At 30.0% G+C, this 15,403-nt stretch carries 16 protein-coding genes and 1 other RNA gene; 7 read left to right on the plus strand and 10 right to left on the minus strand.

Annotated features, from left to right (window positions below; all coding sequences use genetic code 11):
- Positions 1–4: 4 nt before the first annotated feature.
- The 7 genes from rplI to rnpB all read left to right on the plus strand — a co-directional run bounded on the left by rplI (position 5) and on the right by rnpB (position 5,028).
- Positions 5–448, plus strand: a complete 444-nt coding sequence (rplI, locus tag ACOTVC_RS04630) for a 50S ribosomal protein L9 (protein WP_039618280.1) — start codon at positions 5–7, stop codon at positions 446–448.
- Entirely contained in the window at positions 448–990 is a 543-nt protein-coding gene (gene hslV / locus ACOTVC_RS04635) for an ATP-dependent protease subunit HslV (protein WP_047208279.1), read from the plus strand. Before rplI ends, hslV begins: the two co-directional genes overlap by 1 nt.
- Positions 987–2,306, plus strand: coding sequence for an ATP-dependent protease ATPase subunit HslU (hslU, locus tag ACOTVC_RS04640; RefSeq protein WP_039618284.1), 1,320 nt, complete (start codon positions 987–989; stop codon positions 2,304–2,306). The genes hslV and hslU overlap by 4 nt, the downstream gene beginning before the upstream one ends.
- The gene (gene era, locus ACOTVC_RS04645) at positions 2,303–3,175 is read left to right on the plus strand and encodes a GTPase Era (protein ID WP_087684689.1); all 873 of its coding nucleotides are present in this window, start codon (positions 2,303–2,305) and stop codon (positions 3,173–3,175) included. Before hslU ends, era begins: the two co-directional genes overlap by 4 nt.
- Positions 3,165–4,175: a hypothetical protein gene (locus ACOTVC_RS04650; RefSeq protein WP_039641449.1), complete on the plus strand. Its 1,011-nt coding sequence runs from the start codon at positions 3,165–3,167 to the stop codon at positions 4,173–4,175. The genes era and ACOTVC_RS04650 overlap by 11 nt, the downstream gene beginning before the upstream one ends.
- On the plus strand, positions 4,138–4,677 hold the full coding sequence (locus ACOTVC_RS04655) for a hypothetical protein (RefSeq protein ID WP_421627833.1): 540 nt from the start codon (positions 4,138–4,140) through the stop codon (positions 4,675–4,677). Before ACOTVC_RS04650 ends, ACOTVC_RS04655 begins: the two co-directional genes overlap by 38 nt.
- A 26-nt stretch (positions 4,678–4,703) precedes the next feature.
- Positions 4,704–5,028, plus strand: an RNA gene (rnpB, locus tag ACOTVC_RS04660) — RNase P RNA component class A.
- Here the strand turns inward: rnpB and ACOTVC_RS04665 are convergent.
- The 10 genes from ACOTVC_RS04665 to ACOTVC_RS04710 all read right to left on the minus strand — a co-directional run bounded on the left by ACOTVC_RS04665 (position 5,023) and on the right by ACOTVC_RS04710 (position 15,376).
- Positions 5,023–5,238 (minus strand): hypothetical protein, encoded by a 216-nt coding sequence (locus tag ACOTVC_RS04665; RefSeq protein ID WP_039618292.1) that lies wholly within the window; start codon positions 5,236–5,238, stop codon positions 5,023–5,025. The two genes, rnpB and ACOTVC_RS04665, sit on opposite strands and share 6 nt — an antisense overlap.
- Positions 5,235–5,606 carry a flagellar export chaperone FliS gene (gene fliS / locus ACOTVC_RS04670; protein WP_039618295.1) on the minus strand — a complete coding sequence of 124 codons (372 nt, stop codon included), beginning with the start codon at positions 5,604–5,606 and terminating at the stop codon, positions 5,235–5,237. The genes ACOTVC_RS04665 and fliS overlap by 4 nt, the downstream gene beginning before the upstream one ends.
- A gap of 17 nt (positions 5,607–5,623) precedes the next feature.
- A complete protein-coding gene (fliD, locus tag ACOTVC_RS04675) occupies positions 5,624–7,912 on the minus strand; it encodes a flagellar filament capping protein FliD (protein WP_421627836.1) in 2,289 nt (762 codons plus the stop codon).
- A gap of 2 nt (positions 7,913–7,914) precedes the next feature.
- A complete protein-coding gene (locus ACOTVC_RS04680) occupies positions 7,915–8,262 on the minus strand; it encodes a FlaG family protein (protein WP_214116759.1) in 348 nt (115 codons plus the stop codon).
- Positions 8,263–8,382: 120 nt separating this feature from the next.
- Positions 8,383–10,176, minus strand: coding sequence for a menaquinone biosynthesis decarboxylase (locus ACOTVC_RS04685; protein WP_214116757.1), 1,794 nt, complete (start codon positions 10,174–10,176; stop codon positions 8,383–8,385).
- The gene (gene hemC, locus ACOTVC_RS04690) at positions 10,177–11,103 is read right to left on the minus strand and encodes a hydroxymethylbilane synthase (protein ID WP_214116755.1); all 927 of its coding nucleotides are present in this window, start codon (positions 11,101–11,103) and stop codon (positions 10,177–10,179) included.
- Positions 11,094–11,492 (minus strand): FxsA family protein, encoded by a 399-nt coding sequence (locus ACOTVC_RS04695; RefSeq protein ID WP_421627839.1) that lies wholly within the window; start codon positions 11,490–11,492, stop codon positions 11,094–11,096. Before ACOTVC_RS04695 ends, hemC begins: the two co-directional genes overlap by 10 nt.
- Complete coding sequence (locus ACOTVC_RS04700) at positions 11,489–13,189, minus strand: proline--tRNA ligase (protein ID WP_214116112.1); 1,701 nt, start codon at positions 13,187–13,189, stop codon at positions 11,489–11,491. Before ACOTVC_RS04700 ends, ACOTVC_RS04695 begins: the two co-directional genes overlap by 4 nt.
- Positions 13,176–14,483, minus strand: coding sequence for a glutamyl-tRNA reductase (gene hemA, locus ACOTVC_RS04705; RefSeq protein WP_039628326.1), 1,308 nt, complete (start codon positions 14,481–14,483; stop codon positions 13,176–13,178). The genes ACOTVC_RS04700 and hemA overlap by 14 nt, the downstream gene beginning before the upstream one ends.
- Positions 14,483–15,376, minus strand: a complete 894-nt coding sequence (locus ACOTVC_RS04710) for a polyprenyl synthetase family protein (protein WP_214097703.1) — start codon at positions 15,374–15,376, stop codon at positions 14,483–14,485. The genes hemA and ACOTVC_RS04710 overlap by 1 nt, the downstream gene beginning before the upstream one ends.
- Between the last annotated feature and the right edge of the window lie 27 nt (positions 15,377–15,403).

Here is a 15,403-nt window from a genome sequence, read left to right on the forward strand (position 1 = left end):
AACAATGAAAGTATTATTGATTAAAGATGTAAAAAGCTTAGGAAAAGCAGGAGAAGTTAAAGAAGTAAAAGATGGATATGGACAAAATTTTTTAATTGCTAAAGGTTTTGCTAAAGCTGCTACACATGAAGTTTTAAAACAGTATGAAGCAGAGCAAAAGAAAAAGGCAGAAAATTTAAGATTTGAGCTTGCAAATTTGGAAAAATTAAAAGAAGAATTATCTAAAATCACTATTTGCATAGCTAAGCCTGTAGGAGCTAATGGAAGCTTGTTTGGCGGGGTTACTAAAGATGAAATCGCTCATGCACTAAAGGATCAAAAAGGCATAGAGCTTGATAAAAAAAGCTTAGAATGTGATACTATAAAAGAACTTGGTGTGCATGAAATTTCAGCAAAATTAGGCCATGCAATTCATGCTGTGTTTAAGCTAGAAGTTAAAGGAGAATAATGTTTCACGCAACTACAATTTTAGCTTATAAAGGTAAAAATAAGTCTGTAATTGGTGGAGATGGACAAGTAAGTTTTGGAAACACTGTTTTAAAAAACAATGCGGTTAAAATTAGAAAATTAAACAATGGGAAAGTATTGGCAGGCTTTGCAGGAAGCACTGCTGATGCTTTTAATCTTTTTGATATGTTTGAAAAACTACTTTCTAGTTCTAAGGGTGATTTATTAAAAGCTGCAATAGATTTTTCAAAAGAATGGCGTAAGGATAAATATCTAAGAAAACTTGAAGCAATGATGCTAGTATTAGATAGAAATCATATATTCTTACTTTCAGGAACTGGAGATGTAGTTGAGCCTGAAGATGGCGCTATAGCTGCTATTGGTAGTGGAGGTAACTATGCACTTTCTGCTGCAAGAGCTTTAGCTAAACACTCAAGTTTAGATGAGGAAGTATTAGTTAAAGAAAGCTTGCAAATTGCTGGTGAAATTTGCATTTATACAAATACAAATATTAAAACTTATGTAATTGAGGATGATAAATGAATTTAACTCCAAAAGAGATTGTAAAATTTTTAGATGATTATGTAATTGGGCAAAAAAATGCCAAAAAAATCATAGCAATTGCTTTAAGAAATCGTTATAGAAGAATGCAGCTTAGCCCTGAACTTCAAGATGATATCATGCCAAAAAATATTTTAATGATAGGATCAACTGGGGTTGGTAAAACAGAGATTGCAAGACGCCTTGCTAAGATGATGGGACTTCCTTTTGTAAAAGTTGAAGCAAGTAAATATACTGAAGTTGGTTTTGTTGGGCGTGATGTAGAAAGCATGGTTAGAGATTTAGCTAATGCTGCTTTAAATTTAGTAAAAAATGAAGAAAAAGAAAAAAACAAAGAAAAGATTAATGAATTTATAGAAAATAAGATTTTAGAAAAACTTTTACCGCCTTTACCAAAGGGTGTTAGTGAAGAAAAACAAGAAGAGTATCAAAATTCTTTAGAAAAAATGCGCGTGAAATTAAAAGCTGGTGATTTAGATGATAGCACAATAGAAGTTGAAATTTCACAAAGTGTATTTGATACTAATCCAAATTTACCACCTGAAATGGGTGCTATGCAAGATATAGTAAAAGTTATTGGTGTGGGTAATAAAAAAGTTAAAAAAGAAATGAAGGTAAAAGATGCAAGAATAGCTTTAGCTCAAGAAGCAAGTGAGAAAATTCTTGATATGGAAAGTATTAAAGGCGAGGCTTTAAGAAGAGCTGAAAATGAAGGGATTATTTTTATCGATGAGATAGATAAAGTAGCAGTTTCAAGCTCAAATTCAAACCGCCAAGATCCAAGCAAAGAAGGGGTGCAAAGAGATTTGCTTCCTATAGTTGAAGGTAGCACTATACAAACTAAATTTGGTCCTTTAAAAACTGATCATATTTTATTTATTGCAGCAGGTGCTTTTCATCTAAGCAAACCAAGTGATTTAATCCCTGAACTTCAAGGGCGTTTTCCTTTAAGAGTTGAGCTTGATTCGCTAGATGAGGATGCCTTATATGCTATTTTAACAAGACCTAAAAATTCATTACTAACACAATACATTGAGCTTTTAAAAACTGAAAATGTAGAGCTTGTTTTTGAAGATGAGGCTATTAGAGAAATAGCAAAAATAGCAAGCAAGGCTAATGAAGAAATGCAAGATATTGGTGCAAGACGCTTACATACAGTAGTGGAAAAACTTTTAGAGGATATTAGTTTTGAAGCGGATGAATATGCAGGTAAAGTATATAAAATAGATGATTTTAAAGTGCAAGTTAAACTTGGAGATATCATAGAAAATAAAGATTTAGCTAGGTATATCTTGTGAAAAGTGGCTTTATAAGCATAGTGGGTAGAACTAATGCGGGAAAAAGTTCTATCCTAAATTCTTTATTAGAAGAAAAAGTGGCTATGGTTTCTCATAAGCAAAATGCCACAAGAAGAAAGATCAATGCGATTATAATGCATGAAAATCATCAGCTTATTTTTATAGATACACCAGGTTTGCATGCAAGCTCTAAGGCTATGAATCAGCTTATGATTGATTTGGCGATTAAAAGCATTGCTGATTGTGATGTGATTTTATTTGTAGCTAGTATTTATGATGATATCAAAGATTATGAAAATTTTTTAAGTTTAAATCCTAAAGTACCACATATTGTGTTGATTAATAAGGTTGATTTAGTAAAAAAAGAAGTTTTGCTTAAAAAATTAAGCGAGTATTCTCAGTTTAGCTCACATTTTAGTGCTATTATCCCCTATTCTGCAAAGCAAAAATTTTATAAAAAAATTCTTTTAGATGAGATGATTCAGTATTTGCCTGAGCACCCGTATTATTTTGATCCTGAGTTTATTACTACAACAAAAGAAAAGGATATTTATAGAGATTTTATCTTAGAAGCTATATATGAAAATTTAAGTGATGAAATTCCTTATAGCACTGAAGTAAAAATAGAAAAAATTAAAGAACTAGAGCAAATTTATTATATCAATGCCATTATCATTACAGATAGTAATTCTCACAAAGGAATGATACTAGGTAAAGATGGTACTACAATTAAGCGTATAGGTAAAGAAGCTAGAGTGAAAATAGAAAAATTAGCACAAAAAAAGGTAATGCTAAAATTATTCGTTCAACTTGAGAAAAATTGGCACAAAAACGAGCAAAACCTTAAGAAAATCCTTTATGATGAGTAAGAAAACAATTCTAAAAGATTTTCTTGCTTATGAAAAGCTTTTATATATTAAATTTGCAAATCCTATTAGCGAAGATGAAATTTTAAAAAAGAGCTTTGAAGAGCTTGGTCTTAAAGATGATTTTTCTTATAAGCTAAAGTATTTTCAAGATAAATCTTTTATTCATGTGTTTTTGTGCAAGTATGAAGATATTCTAGATATTGATTATATAATCCCAGAACCCCTGCTTTTTGAAGTGTATTTTAAGAATGATGTAGATAGTGAAAATCTTGCATTATTGTTTAAGGAAAAATACATAGTTTTAGTGGAGTATTTGGGGTGTGATTTTCAAAATTGTAAAGTTATACCATTAAATATTTATGATAAAATATATGAAGAAAAATTAAAAAATACCTATAAGCACATTATAAGCATAGATGATACTCAAAATCTTAGCAGTTTTGATAAATTTAATAGTAATATTTTTTATCAAAAATTGTTAAAAAAATGTGATCAAGTCAAGATTAATTTTACCAACAAAGAAAAAATAAATCATTTGAAATCTTTTAGTTTTAAGATTTTATTGGCTTTTGTTTGTGGAGTTTTACTAGCTTTAGCTTATCCCTTGTATTTATATACACAAAAATCATTTTATGAAAATGAGAAAACAAAATATGAAAATTTAATAAAAAAGCAAGATGATATTTTAGAGCAAGCAAAAATAAATCAAAAGCAAAATCAAGAGTTTAAAAAACTACAAGAAGAAAATGAGTTAAAGGTTGATTTATTGCAAAAATTTTATGCAAATACACTTTGTTATAAAGATTTTTATGATTTTTTAAGAGTTTTAAATTCTCATCAAGCTTATATAGAGGCTTTGCATGTTAAAAATAATGATTTTATTATAGAACTTAAAAATGACTATGAATTCTATGAAGATTTTAAAAAACATCATTTTGTATTAAAAAATAAAGAAGTTAATAATGGAAAAATCACTCTTGTTTTTGAAAAATCTTTATAAAAATTTAGAAAATGTCTTTACTAAGTTATCTGAGCGTGAATTTGCACTAGCTTTGATAGTTGCTTTTGTCTTTGGTTTTTTCATGGTTTATATGGGTGTTTTTGACTATTTTGAAAAACAAATGAAGTTGTCAAAAGATGAACTATATATTTTACAAACAAAATACGAGCAAAAACAAGAAATGATTTCTGATTTAAAAGAAGATGAAAATATATCTTATAATGATCGCTCGTTTTTAAGTATAAATAAAGATTATCAAAGTATTTTAAAGGATATAGAAAAGAATCTTATTGGGGTGCAATCTTTGCAAATTCAAAGCTATAAAAATCAAGATGAATATTTTGCTTATTATGAATTAAGATTAAGTTTTGTTGGTGATTTTATTTTTTTAATGCAATTTTTACAAAAACTAGATCCATATATAAAAGTTAAAAATTTAGAACTTGTAAAATATGAAAATAAATTAAAAATTACACTAAATCTTATTTTTACTCTGGTATAAAAATAATTTTTTTGGTAGAATTTATCTAAACATGGCAAGCGATCGCTTCTTTTTGAAGAGGAAAGTCCGAGCTGCAATAAGACAAAGATTCCATCTAATGGATGGCTAGGGTAACCTAAGGGAAAGTGCAACAGAAAGAAAACTACCATATTTTATATGGAAAAGGTGAAACGGTAGAGTAAGAGCCTACCAGTAGCTTTGGTAACAAAGCTAGCTATGTAAACCCAATCTGCAGCAAGAAGGGGTGGTTTTTGTCTTATAATATAACCCTTCGCTTGAACTTGTTTGCAAAAACAAGTCTAGATAAATGATCGCTCTTGACAGAACTCGGCTTATCGCCATGTTTTACTTCATATAAGCAGAAGCTTTTTTGAGTTTTTGTAAATTAATAGCTACTTCATCTTGCTTTTTTTTCATGAAAGCTATTGCTTCATTAGTAAGTGCTAAAGCCTCATTAGGATAATCTTTAAAATCAGGTTTTTCGATGAGTTTAACTATTTTTTCCACATCTTCAGTATATACAGCTAGTTTAAATTCATCTATCCATTTTTTTTCGCTCATTTTTGATGTACTTCCCTCCAAGCTTCTAATAAGCCTTTTACTACATTTATTACTTCATCTACTCTAGCCTCATTATTTTCTATGTTTGCTAAAGAAAGAAGTTGTAATTCTCTAGTATATAAACCACTTAGATAATGTGCTACATCCCCACCTTTTTCATAATCAAGACAGTTAATAAGCTCAACAAAAATAGCACTGGCTCTTTTTACATAATACACCCTTTCTTCAATATTTTCATTTTGTATGGCTATTTTTATTCTACTAGCAAAGCGTAGAATCCCTCCGTATAACATCTCTATAAGTTTTTCTTGAGATTCTACACCTGCTTGGCTTTGTGAATATGCATTGTAAACTGCACTATTTACCATTTAAATCCTTTCTTGTTTTAAGAATTTTGATTATTTGCTGCATTAATCATATTAGCAATAACGCTTGCCTGATTGTTTAATTTAGAAATAATACTATCATATGCTGCCCATGTTGACCACATAGTATCATATTTTGTATCAATAGAGCTTTTTGTATTTTCTATGGTTTCATTCAAATTCTTTGATTCTTTTGTTAAAGAAGCTTTATACCCACCAAAAGAACCTTCTGAACTCATCATTTCTCTCATGGTGTTTTTAAGCACACCAAAAGTTCCGGTTTCTTCTTTCCAATTTGAATACATAGTTTTAGGACTTAATCCAAATTGTTTTAAAAAGTCTTCTTTGCCTTGAATTTCCAAATCACTTCCTGAAGTTCCTTTGATTTTAAATTGAATTTTTTGATCAGGACTTCCTTGGTTGATAATTTCAAAACTAGCTTCTAAGCCTTCTAGGCCAAAGCTATTAATATGATCAACTAAATTCTGAGCCATTTCCTCATCTGTTTCTCCTTTTAGTATAAAAGGATCGCCGTTTTTAGTTTTAGATAAATCTATGGTTTCTTCATTATAAATAATTTTAAATTCAGAGTCTTTAAAATCAATGCCATCGGGATTGTTTTTTGCAAACCCTCCAACCTTTTCTCCGCTTAAGTTTATATCTTCAAAACCATTGCTTCCTACAAAAAATCTTTCGGCCATTTCTGGATCTTCACTAAATTTGGTATTAAATTTAGAAGAATCAAAAGTCATGGTTCCATTAGATATAGTAAGCCCATAATCAGCCAAAGATAAACTAACTTTAGATGATATTTTTGTCCCTTCCGAAGTCTCGCTATCTCCAACTGTAATTGTTCCATCAACTGTGATAGTTTGAAGTAAAATATTATTAATTTGAGATTTTATATTTGAGATTGCATTAACACCTACAAAATTTCCTTTTGTCCCTGCATCAGGATCATATTTTGTAGCTGCTGTAAGATTTAACATCAAATCATTATAAGCAGTTGCTAAACTTTCCAAAGATTCAGCTATAGCAGCTGTATCTTGAGTTACATTAAAGCTTATTTCACCTTTTTGTTTAAGCTCTAAAGTAGCATCTGGGCTTATATCTGTGATAGTGTTAGTTGGTCTAGTCATTTGAACGCCATCTACACTAAAGATAGCATCCATGCCTTTTTGGATATGATTTTTATTATCTTTAGAAACATTATAACCTTGTGGCGTACTAGTATCTAAGTTAATTCCAAATTTTTCACTTAATAATTTTGTAGCTTTGTCATCTCTAGTATAATTTGCCTTGTCAATATTACCATCTTCATCTACAGCATAACCTCCATCAAAAATTCCAAGCTCAGCCCCATTGGTTGTTTTGAAAGTTGCTACTCCATCTTTTATTTCAAGGTTAACTTTACCATTGGTTTTTTTACTAATTTGCTCAGCTAGACTATCATAAGTAGTATTTTCATCGATATCTATGGTATACCTATCATAAGTATCGCCGTTTTTAACTACAAAAGTTAAAGAGGTTTTTTCGCCAGAGGCTAATAATTTATCAGAGGTATTACCAGTAATTTTTCCACCGATTTGAGTTTTATTGTCATTTCCATTTTCTCTAAAACCAAATAAACCACCAGCGCTAATACTATTTTTATCAAGCTCCCATCCCATACCCTTTAAGAGACCTTCATCACCTGAAAAAGAAATATTGTTTTGCGTTCCAGTATCTTTACTTTGTACTACTAAACGATATGGGTTTTCTTTATCTCCAGTATTAACTATTTTAGCTTCTACCTTACCCCCTGTAGCAGAGTTGATTTTTTCAGCAAGTTGAGCTACTGTAGTGCTTTGATCAATTTCTATTTTATATTCTTTTCCATCTTGTGTGATTGTAAAAGATTTAGTGCCTTGTAGACCTAAATTTTGAAGTACTGATGAAGTTTTATCTCTGAAACCATTACTTTGATATACATCTTTTTGAGCAAGTTGATCCACAATAACTTTCATATTGGTAAGATTAGATAAAGATCCTACGGTTAAACTAGCAGCAGCACTATCCCCGCTTACACTGGGAGATACTTTCTTTTGATTAAACTGCGAAGCATCACCTAAACTATTTACAGCTGTTTGAAATGCAAGTAGTTTAGCTTCAAGCTCTGCTAAATCTTTTTGTCTTAATCCATTAGTTTCAAGTTGCGAATTATAAAATTTTAAATTCGCATTCATCTCCGCTTCTTTAAGTTTATTAAGCGTATCACTTGTTAAAACTCCCGAACCTATCCCTAAACTACCTAAACTACCTACTGCCATAATTAGCTCTCCTTATCAAAAATAGTACCAATAACACCTTTAAAATGTTCTATTAATTTCATTGCTTCTTCACTAGGAATTTTACGTATAAGTTTTCCCGTGTCTTTTTCAGTTACGTTTATATACATTTCATTGATTTTGTCGTTAAATGCAAAACGTACATTTGTTCCTAGTGTTTCCATTTGATTATTAAGCTTTTCTGCCACGTTTTTTAGTTTTTCATTTAAATTCTCATCTTGATCATTTAAATTAACTTGTTGTTGCTTATTCTCTTGAGGTGCTTTTTCAACGCTTTTTGTGTTAAAATGAGCTACATTTGCATCTCTTTGAATATTATTGCTAATGTCCATTTTAAACTCCTTTTTAAAAGACTTTAAAATACTCTATCGACATAATTTTAAAAAACTTAATATTTAGATTAAAAATCTATATTTTCTTACAAGCAAAAAGTGTTCTCAAAAAGTTTAAAATTAGAAAATTTCAAACTTTTTGAATAATTTTTCATCATTTGGAAGTAAATTTTTAGCAATAAGTCTATCTATAGCTTCTTTGGAGCAATTTGTCATTAAAGGCCATTCTTTATGATAATCTTCTAATGATCCTTTATTTGTTGCATCAATCGCAACGCAATCTTTTTTGATAAATGTATCTCTTTTTGCATCGATATTATTTACCACACGCCAAACTAGCATATAAGGATTTTCTAAAATAGCATCTGTATCTAAGAAAACTAAAATTCTAAAATGCTTTTTACAAGTTTGTAATTTTTCAAAAACTTGAGCAATTTTTTCTTTTTTATCAATCAAAATCACACAAATTGGAGCAAAGGTTTGGGTGTAAAACTGCTTTAATTTTAAAATACTTTGATCTTTTTCTTTAAAAAGTGAAAGTAAAGCTTCATCGCTTAGAATTTCAAGTTCGACTTTTTTCTCATTACCACATGCATCAAGCCCTGCTTTACCACCATAACAATAAGTACTTGAAGCATGATCGAGTTGATCGCAAATTCCTTCGCTAATAAGTAATTTTTCTTCATCAAAGCGATTGAGTATATAAGGTATGAGTTTGTCATAATTTTTCAAACAAGGTGCATTTTCATCAACAAAAATAGCATGTTTTACAAAACTCATTTGCCCTACTCCCCAAAAAGTATGCATAACTTGTTTTGCATGAGCTGGGTATTTTGCTTCTATTTTAGCCAAGATTAAATTATGAAAAACTCCGTTTTCAGGCATGTTGTAATCTATTAAATCAGGGGTATTTGTCTGAAGTAAAGGTAAAAAAACTCTTTCTGTGCCAAGTCCCATGTATTTATCTTCTAAAGGTGGTTTTCCCACAACAGTAGCTTGATAAATCGCATTTTTTTTAGCAAAGATTTTTTCTACTTTTAAAATAGGACAAAGTTCAACAGGGGTATAAAAGCCTGTATGATCTCCAAAAGGCCCCTCAGGTGCAAATTCATTTGGATCTACAAAGCCTTCAATCACAAAATCGCTATCATAAGGCACGTAAAGATGATTGCTTTTGCATTTTGCCAAAATGGCAGGTTTTTTCTTGATAAAACCATAAAGTAAAAGTTCAAAAATTCCTTTTGGTAAAGGTGCTTGAGCACACCAAATATATAAAGGATCTCCACCTATGGCTATGCTTACTGGCATTTTTTGATTTGCTTTTTTATACTCATGGAAAAAATGGCTCGCATCTTTATGAATTTGCCAATGCATAAGCAAGGTTTTTTCATCAACCACTTGCAAACGATACATTCCAAGATTATTTTGTTTTCCATCTAAGCTTTGAGTGTAAACTTGCCCCATGGTAATAAAAGGCGCAGCGTCTTTTTCCCAAGTTTTTAAAATAGGCATATCATATAAAGAATTTAAGCTTTTGTAGTTAAATTCTCCATCTTTTTTAATGCGTTTTGGTGGAATATTTTTTAAATCAAGTAAGGTCTTGAAAAAATTTAATTTAGCACCAAAGCTTTGAGGTATATGCATTTTAAGCAAAGAGCTAATTTCTTTAGCTACTTCCTCATAGTCTTTTTCAAATGCTAATTTTAAAGCTTTTTCATTACAAAAAGTGTTTAATAATACAGGATAATCGTATTTTTTACCATTTTTTACTGCATTAGTAAAAAGTAAGGCTTTTGAGTCTTCTTTTTTAACTTCTATATAAGCTAAATGTGCCATCTCAAGATCAACATCAACAGGCTCATGAATGGTTTTTAATAAATTATTTTTTTCTAAAAGCTCTATGAATTTTTGCATTTATATCATACTCTCTGCTTCTTTTAAAATTTCTTTTGCACCTTTTGCTATCATTTCTTTAGCTAAAAGTTCGCCTGTTTTTGCGTAATCTTGCTTATCAATCACTCTTTTTTCTTTGAGAATTTTACTTGCATCAGGTAAGCCTACTATGGCGCGAATTTCTATTTTTTCATCAATGATTTTTGCATTAATACCTATAGGTACTTGGCAGCCACCTTCTAGAGTTTTTATAAAATCTCTTTCTATATGGGTTTCTATAAAGGCATTTTCATCATTCAAACATTCAAGGTATTTTAAAATTTGTTTATCATCAATGCTTTCTATACCTAAGGCTCCTTGGGAGGCTGCGGGTATCATCTCATCAAGCTCAAAAGCCCTAATGTATTTTATTTCTTTATCCAAACCTAAGCGTTTAATACCAGCTAAAGCCAAAATAATAGCGTCAAATTCTTTGGCTTTAAGTTTTTCTAAGCGTGAGTTAATATTACCCCTTAGAGAAATGATGTTTAAATCAGGTCTTAATGCTAAAAGTTGCATCCTTCTTCTAAGACTTGTTGTACCTACTTTTGCACCTTTTGGGAGAGCATTTAAACTCTCATAATACTCACTTAAAAAAGCATCATTTACCACTTCTCTTTTTGAGATAGCAGCTAAAACCAAACCTTTTGGAAAAAAACTAGGAACATCTTTTAAGCTATGCACAGCTAAATGCGAATCGCCTCTTAACATACTTTCTTCAAGTTCTTTTGTAAAAAGTCCTTTTCCACCTATTTTAGCCAAAGGTGAATCAAGTAAAACATCACCTTTTGTTTTAAAACCCTCTAAAGAAATTTCTAATTCAGAATGTGTTTGCGATAATTTATTTTTTATATGCTCACTTTGCCATAATGCGAGTTGGCTTTTTCTTGTTGCGATAATTAATTGCATTTTTTATGCTCCTGTATGATTTCTACATCTATGATTTCTTCTTCACTATTTGTTTGATGATGATATTTTCTTTTTTGTTTTGTAAAAAGTTTTAGTGCCATCATAAAAAATAAAAGCAAAATTCCTAAAAATGTACTTAAAAATCCTGGTATTAAAAGTAAAATTCCTACTATAGTTAAGGAAAATAATTTAATCATACCAAATAAATTCGTGTTAGTATTTTGCATAGTAATGAGATTTGTCCAAGTCTTTGCTAAAAACATTGCTCCTAAAAACATACTTGCAAAAACTATCATAAAAAAATTTAAAAAACCAAAAAAGGCTATAAATAAAATACTAGCAATTAATTCTAAAATCAAAAATGCACTTATATTTATTCTTGCTATCATAGAATTTTCTCTAAGTGTGAAATTACTTCTTGAGTTTTTAAAACTTGTTTTTCTAAGGTATTTCTATGGATTAACTCTACTTTATTATTTTCTAAGCCTTTGCCTATAACTAAACCATAAGGAAAGCCCATTAATTCAAAATCGTTAATCTTTACACCAAAACGCTCATTTCTATCATCAAATAAAATTTCTTTATCTCTAAAATGAGTGTAAATTTGCTCAGCAAATTCCATAGCTTTTGTATCTTTTATATTAGAAACGATGATATCTAAAACAAAAGGAGCTAAAGTTTTATTCCAAATACAGCCTTTTTCATCATGGCTTGCTTCTATGGCAACCGCAACCAAACGACTAACACCCATACCATAACAACCCATAGTGAAAAATTGAGCTTTACCATTTTCATCTAAATAGCTTGCATTCATTGCTTTTGAGTATTTATTTCCAAGTTTAAAAATATGCCCTACTTCAATACCTTTGCTTTGCTTAAGCTTGTGTTGGCATTTTGGACAAAGATCATGCTCTTTAACTGCCGCGAGATCTTTAAAGCGGTCTTTGTTTAAATTTACAACATTGATTCCGACTAAATGATAATCTTTTTTATTTGCTCCAATAATCATATTTGTTTCATTTTCAAGCTCATGATCAATATAAAAATCAACTCCATTTAATCCTACAAAGCCGATAAATCCTGGCACTAAACCTGCTTTTTCTAATTCTTCTTCACTTGCATCAACTAATTCTAGTGCATTTGCCGCATTTAGTGCTTTAACTTCTTGTAATTCATCATCACCGCGTATAAAAAATACTACAATTTTTTCTTCATTTTCATAAATAGCTTTTTTAGCAATAGCTTTAATAGTATAGTAAGGATTAATTTTAAAAAATTCTGCTAATTCTTCTATAGTTTTTACATTTGGAGTGTGAAATTGTGTAGCAAAGTCAGCTTCTGGTCTTTCATCTTCGCAATTTTTTTTAGCTCTTTTTGCTGCTTCAATATTTGCAGCATAATCACAATGCTCACATAATAATATATCATCCTCGCCATTTTTAGCCAAAACCATAAATTCTTTTGAACCGCTTCCACCAATAGCCCCGCTATCAGCTTCAACAGCTCTAAAATCAAGTCCTAATCTTGTAAGAATTTTACTATAAGTTTCATGCATAAGATTAAATTCTTTGTCTAAATCAGCTTCATTAGCATGAAAACTATAACCATCTTTCATTAAAAATTCTCTACATCTTAAAAGTCCAAATCTAGGTCTAGCTTCATCTCTAAATTTAAGTCCTATTTGATATAAATGTAAAGGAAGTTGTTTGTAAGAATTTATTTTATTTCTTACTAAAGCCACCATAGCTTCTTCATGAGTTGGCCCTAAGACAAAATCATTTTCTTTTCTATCTTTAAAGCGTAAAAGCTCTTTACCAAAAACATTAAATCTCCCACTTTCTTTCCAAAGTTCAGCTGGAGTATTAAAACTTAAATTTACTTCTAAAGCTCCCGCTTTATCCATTTCTTCTTTGATGATATTTTTAATCTTATCTAAAACTCTTTTTCCTAAAGGTAAAAAATTATACAAACCACTTCCAATTTGTTCTACAAAGGCACCTTTAACTAAAAATATATGACTTGGTAAAGTAGCGTCTTTTGGATTTTCTTTTGTACTTATGGCATAAAATTTACTAAATTTCATGATTATTCTCCAAATTAAATTCACATTTATAAAGGTTTAAACCTTCCATATTTTCATTTTTTAAATCAAACACATAACGCATAGCATTAACTACTGAATCATTTTGCATAGTTCCACTTAGCTTTTTTAAATTTACACTAGGATGATGTAAAAATGCATTCATTACTTGTCTTATAAGCTTTCTTGCTTCTTCATGGTTTGAGTGTTTTAAATATCCTTTATCTATGGCCTTTTGTAACTGTTCTTTGGCAATTTTATCAGCTTGTAAACGTAGTTGTTTCACTAAAGGCAGGGTTGCTAGTTTGCTTAGATGTTGAAAAAATTCATTTGTCATAGTTCCTACTATAGAATAAGCAATTTGGGCTTGGTGTTCTCTTAGAGTTAAATTTTTTCTTACAACTTCTTCTAAATCATCAACAGCATAGACTATATTTTTTTCATTTGCTTTTACATCAATATCCCTAGGCACTGCTATATCAAAAAAATATCTTTTATAATCTTTTTCTTCTAATAAATCATTAGTTATAATAGCATGTGGAGCATTTGTGGCGCTAAAAAATATCTCATATTGATTTAATGCTTCTTTTAAATTTGCAATACTTTCACAACTTGCATTTTCACCCAAATCCTCACAAAGCTTTTGGGCATTTTGTATATCTCTATTTAATATCAATACTTTGGCCTTAGCATTTAATAAATGCTTACAGGCTAGTTCACTCATTTCCCCTGCACCTACTACAACTGCAGTTTTATTTTCTAAATTTAGGAGTTCTTTGGCTTTTGCTACTGCTACTGAAGCAACTGAAATAGGATTTTTAGAAATTTCGGTTTGATTTCTAACATTTGCTGCACATTTAAAAGCATAATGCACCGCTCTAGTTAAATGCACACCACATCTTTGCTCTTGCAGGGCAAATTTATAAGCATCTTTTAATTGTCCAGCAATTTGTGTTTCACCAATAACCAAGCTATCAAGTGAGCTTGCCACAGAAAATAAATGATGGATAGCCCCACTATCTTCGTAAAAATCAGCCTTAGTGCTTAAATTTTCTTTATCAACTCCACAAAGTAAACTAAGCGTTCTTAAAATATGCTCATTAATGCTTTCAACATCCCCAACAAAAAGAAAAATTTCAACCCTATTGCAAGTACTAAGTACTAAGCTTTCTAAAATTTTATTATTAGTATGGATTAGCTTTAACAACTCTCTTTTTTTATCTTCATTAGAAAAGGAAAGTTTTTCTCTAGTAGCAATATCTGTATTTTTATGTGTAAAACTGATACAATAATAATGCATTAAAATTCCCTTTCTATCATACTTTTAATAATATCTTCTAAATCTTTTATATTGTATTTTGCTATGGCTTTTAAAGCATTATTTGCATAAGTGTTTAGTTCTTGACCAACTTGATTAAAAATTTCATATCCTTGCATTTTATTTTTAATCCAAGCAAGCTCATTTATACTTAAATCTTTCTTGTAATAAGACTTAAGTATTTCTTGATCTTGTGGATTTAATTTTTCATATAAATACATATAAGCAAGAGTGGTTTTACCTTCTTTAAAATCATTCATAGCAGGTTTTCCCAAGGTTTGCTCATCACCTTTGATATCTAAAATATCATCTACAATTTGAAAAGCTAAACCCAAATTTTTACCATATTCTGCGAAATCATCTTCATTTAAATCAGCAAGTATAGCCCCACACCTTGCACTAGCTTCGATTAAAATGGCTGTTTTATTGTATATCATTTGTAAATAAGCGTTTTTATCAGTATTGAAAGTTTCGCTTAAATTTACATCCATTAATTCACCAACAGAAAGCATAACAACAGCATTAGAAATAATTTTTGCTAATTTTAAATCTATTAAAGAAAGCTCATAAAAGGCTTTTGAGTATAAGATATCTCCGAGCATGATAGCGTTTTTAGCTCCAAATTGTGCATTGATAGACTTTACACCTCTTCTTAATTTTGCCTCATCAATCACATCATCATGCAATAAGCTTGCAGCATGAATTAACTCTATAATAGCACAGATTTTATAGCTAATATCACTTTCCCCAGCTATTTTTAAAAGTAGTTTTGAGCGTAATTTTTTACCACCTTGAAGTTTTGAACTCATGGTTAAAATAGGGTTGTAGTTTAATTCAGATAAAAATTCATGCATATATTGATCGATCTTTTGCACTATGCTTTCCTTAGTTTTCTTATAATT

The organism is Campylobacter sp. GB48, from assembly GCF_049221845.1.
Classification (GTDB): Bacteria; Campylobacterota; Campylobacteria; order Campylobacterales; family Campylobacteraceae; genus Campylobacter_D; species Campylobacter_D lari_C.

Excerpts from the sequence above, each read along its gene's own strand:
- rplI (WP_039618280.1), top strand. The coding sequence starts at position 5 with ATGAAAGTATTATTGATTAAAGATGTAAAAAGCTTAGGAAAAGCAGGA.
- hslV (WP_047208279.1), top strand. The coding sequence starts at position 448 with ATGTTTCACGCAACTACAATTTTAGCTTATAAAGGTAAAAATAAGTCT.
- hslU (WP_039618284.1), top strand. The coding sequence starts at position 987 with ATGAATTTAACTCCAAAAGAGATTGTAAAATTTTTAGATGATTATGTA.
- ACOTVC_RS04650 (WP_039641449.1), top strand. The coding sequence starts at position 3,165 with ATGATGAGTAAGAAAACAATTCTAAAAGATTTTCTTGCTTATGAAAAG.
- ACOTVC_RS04655 (WP_421627833.1), top strand. The coding sequence starts at position 4,138 with ATGGAAAAATCACTCTTGTTTTTGAAAAATCTTTATAAAAATTTAGAA.
- ACOTVC_RS04665 (WP_039618292.1), bottom strand. The coding sequence starts at position 5,238 with ATGAGCGAAAAAAAATGGATAGATGAATTTAAACTAGCTGTATATACT.
- fliS (WP_039618295.1), bottom strand. The coding sequence starts at position 5,606 with ATGGTAAATAGTGCAGTTTACAATGCATATTCACAAAGCCAAGCAGGT.
- fliD (WP_421627836.1), bottom strand. The coding sequence starts at position 7,912 with ATGGCAGTAGGTAGTTTAGGTAGTTTAGGGATAGGTTCGGGAGTTTTA.
- ACOTVC_RS04680 (WP_214116759.1), bottom strand. The coding sequence starts at position 8,262 with ATGGACATTAGCAATAATATTCAAAGAGATGCAAATGTAGCTCATTTT.
- ACOTVC_RS04685 (WP_214116757.1), bottom strand. The coding sequence starts at position 10,176 with ATGCAAAAATTCATAGAGCTTTTAGAAAAAAATAATTTATTAAAAACC.
- hemC (WP_214116755.1), bottom strand. The coding sequence starts at position 11,103 with ATGCAATTAATTATCGCAACAAGAAAAAGCCAACTCGCATTATGGCAA.
- ACOTVC_RS04695 (WP_421627839.1), bottom strand. The coding sequence starts at position 11,492 with ATGATAGCAAGAATAAATATAAGTGCATTTTTGATTTTAGAATTAATT.
- hemA (WP_039628326.1), bottom strand. The coding sequence starts at position 14,483 with ATGCATTATTATTGTATCAGTTTTACACATAAAAATACAGATATTGCT.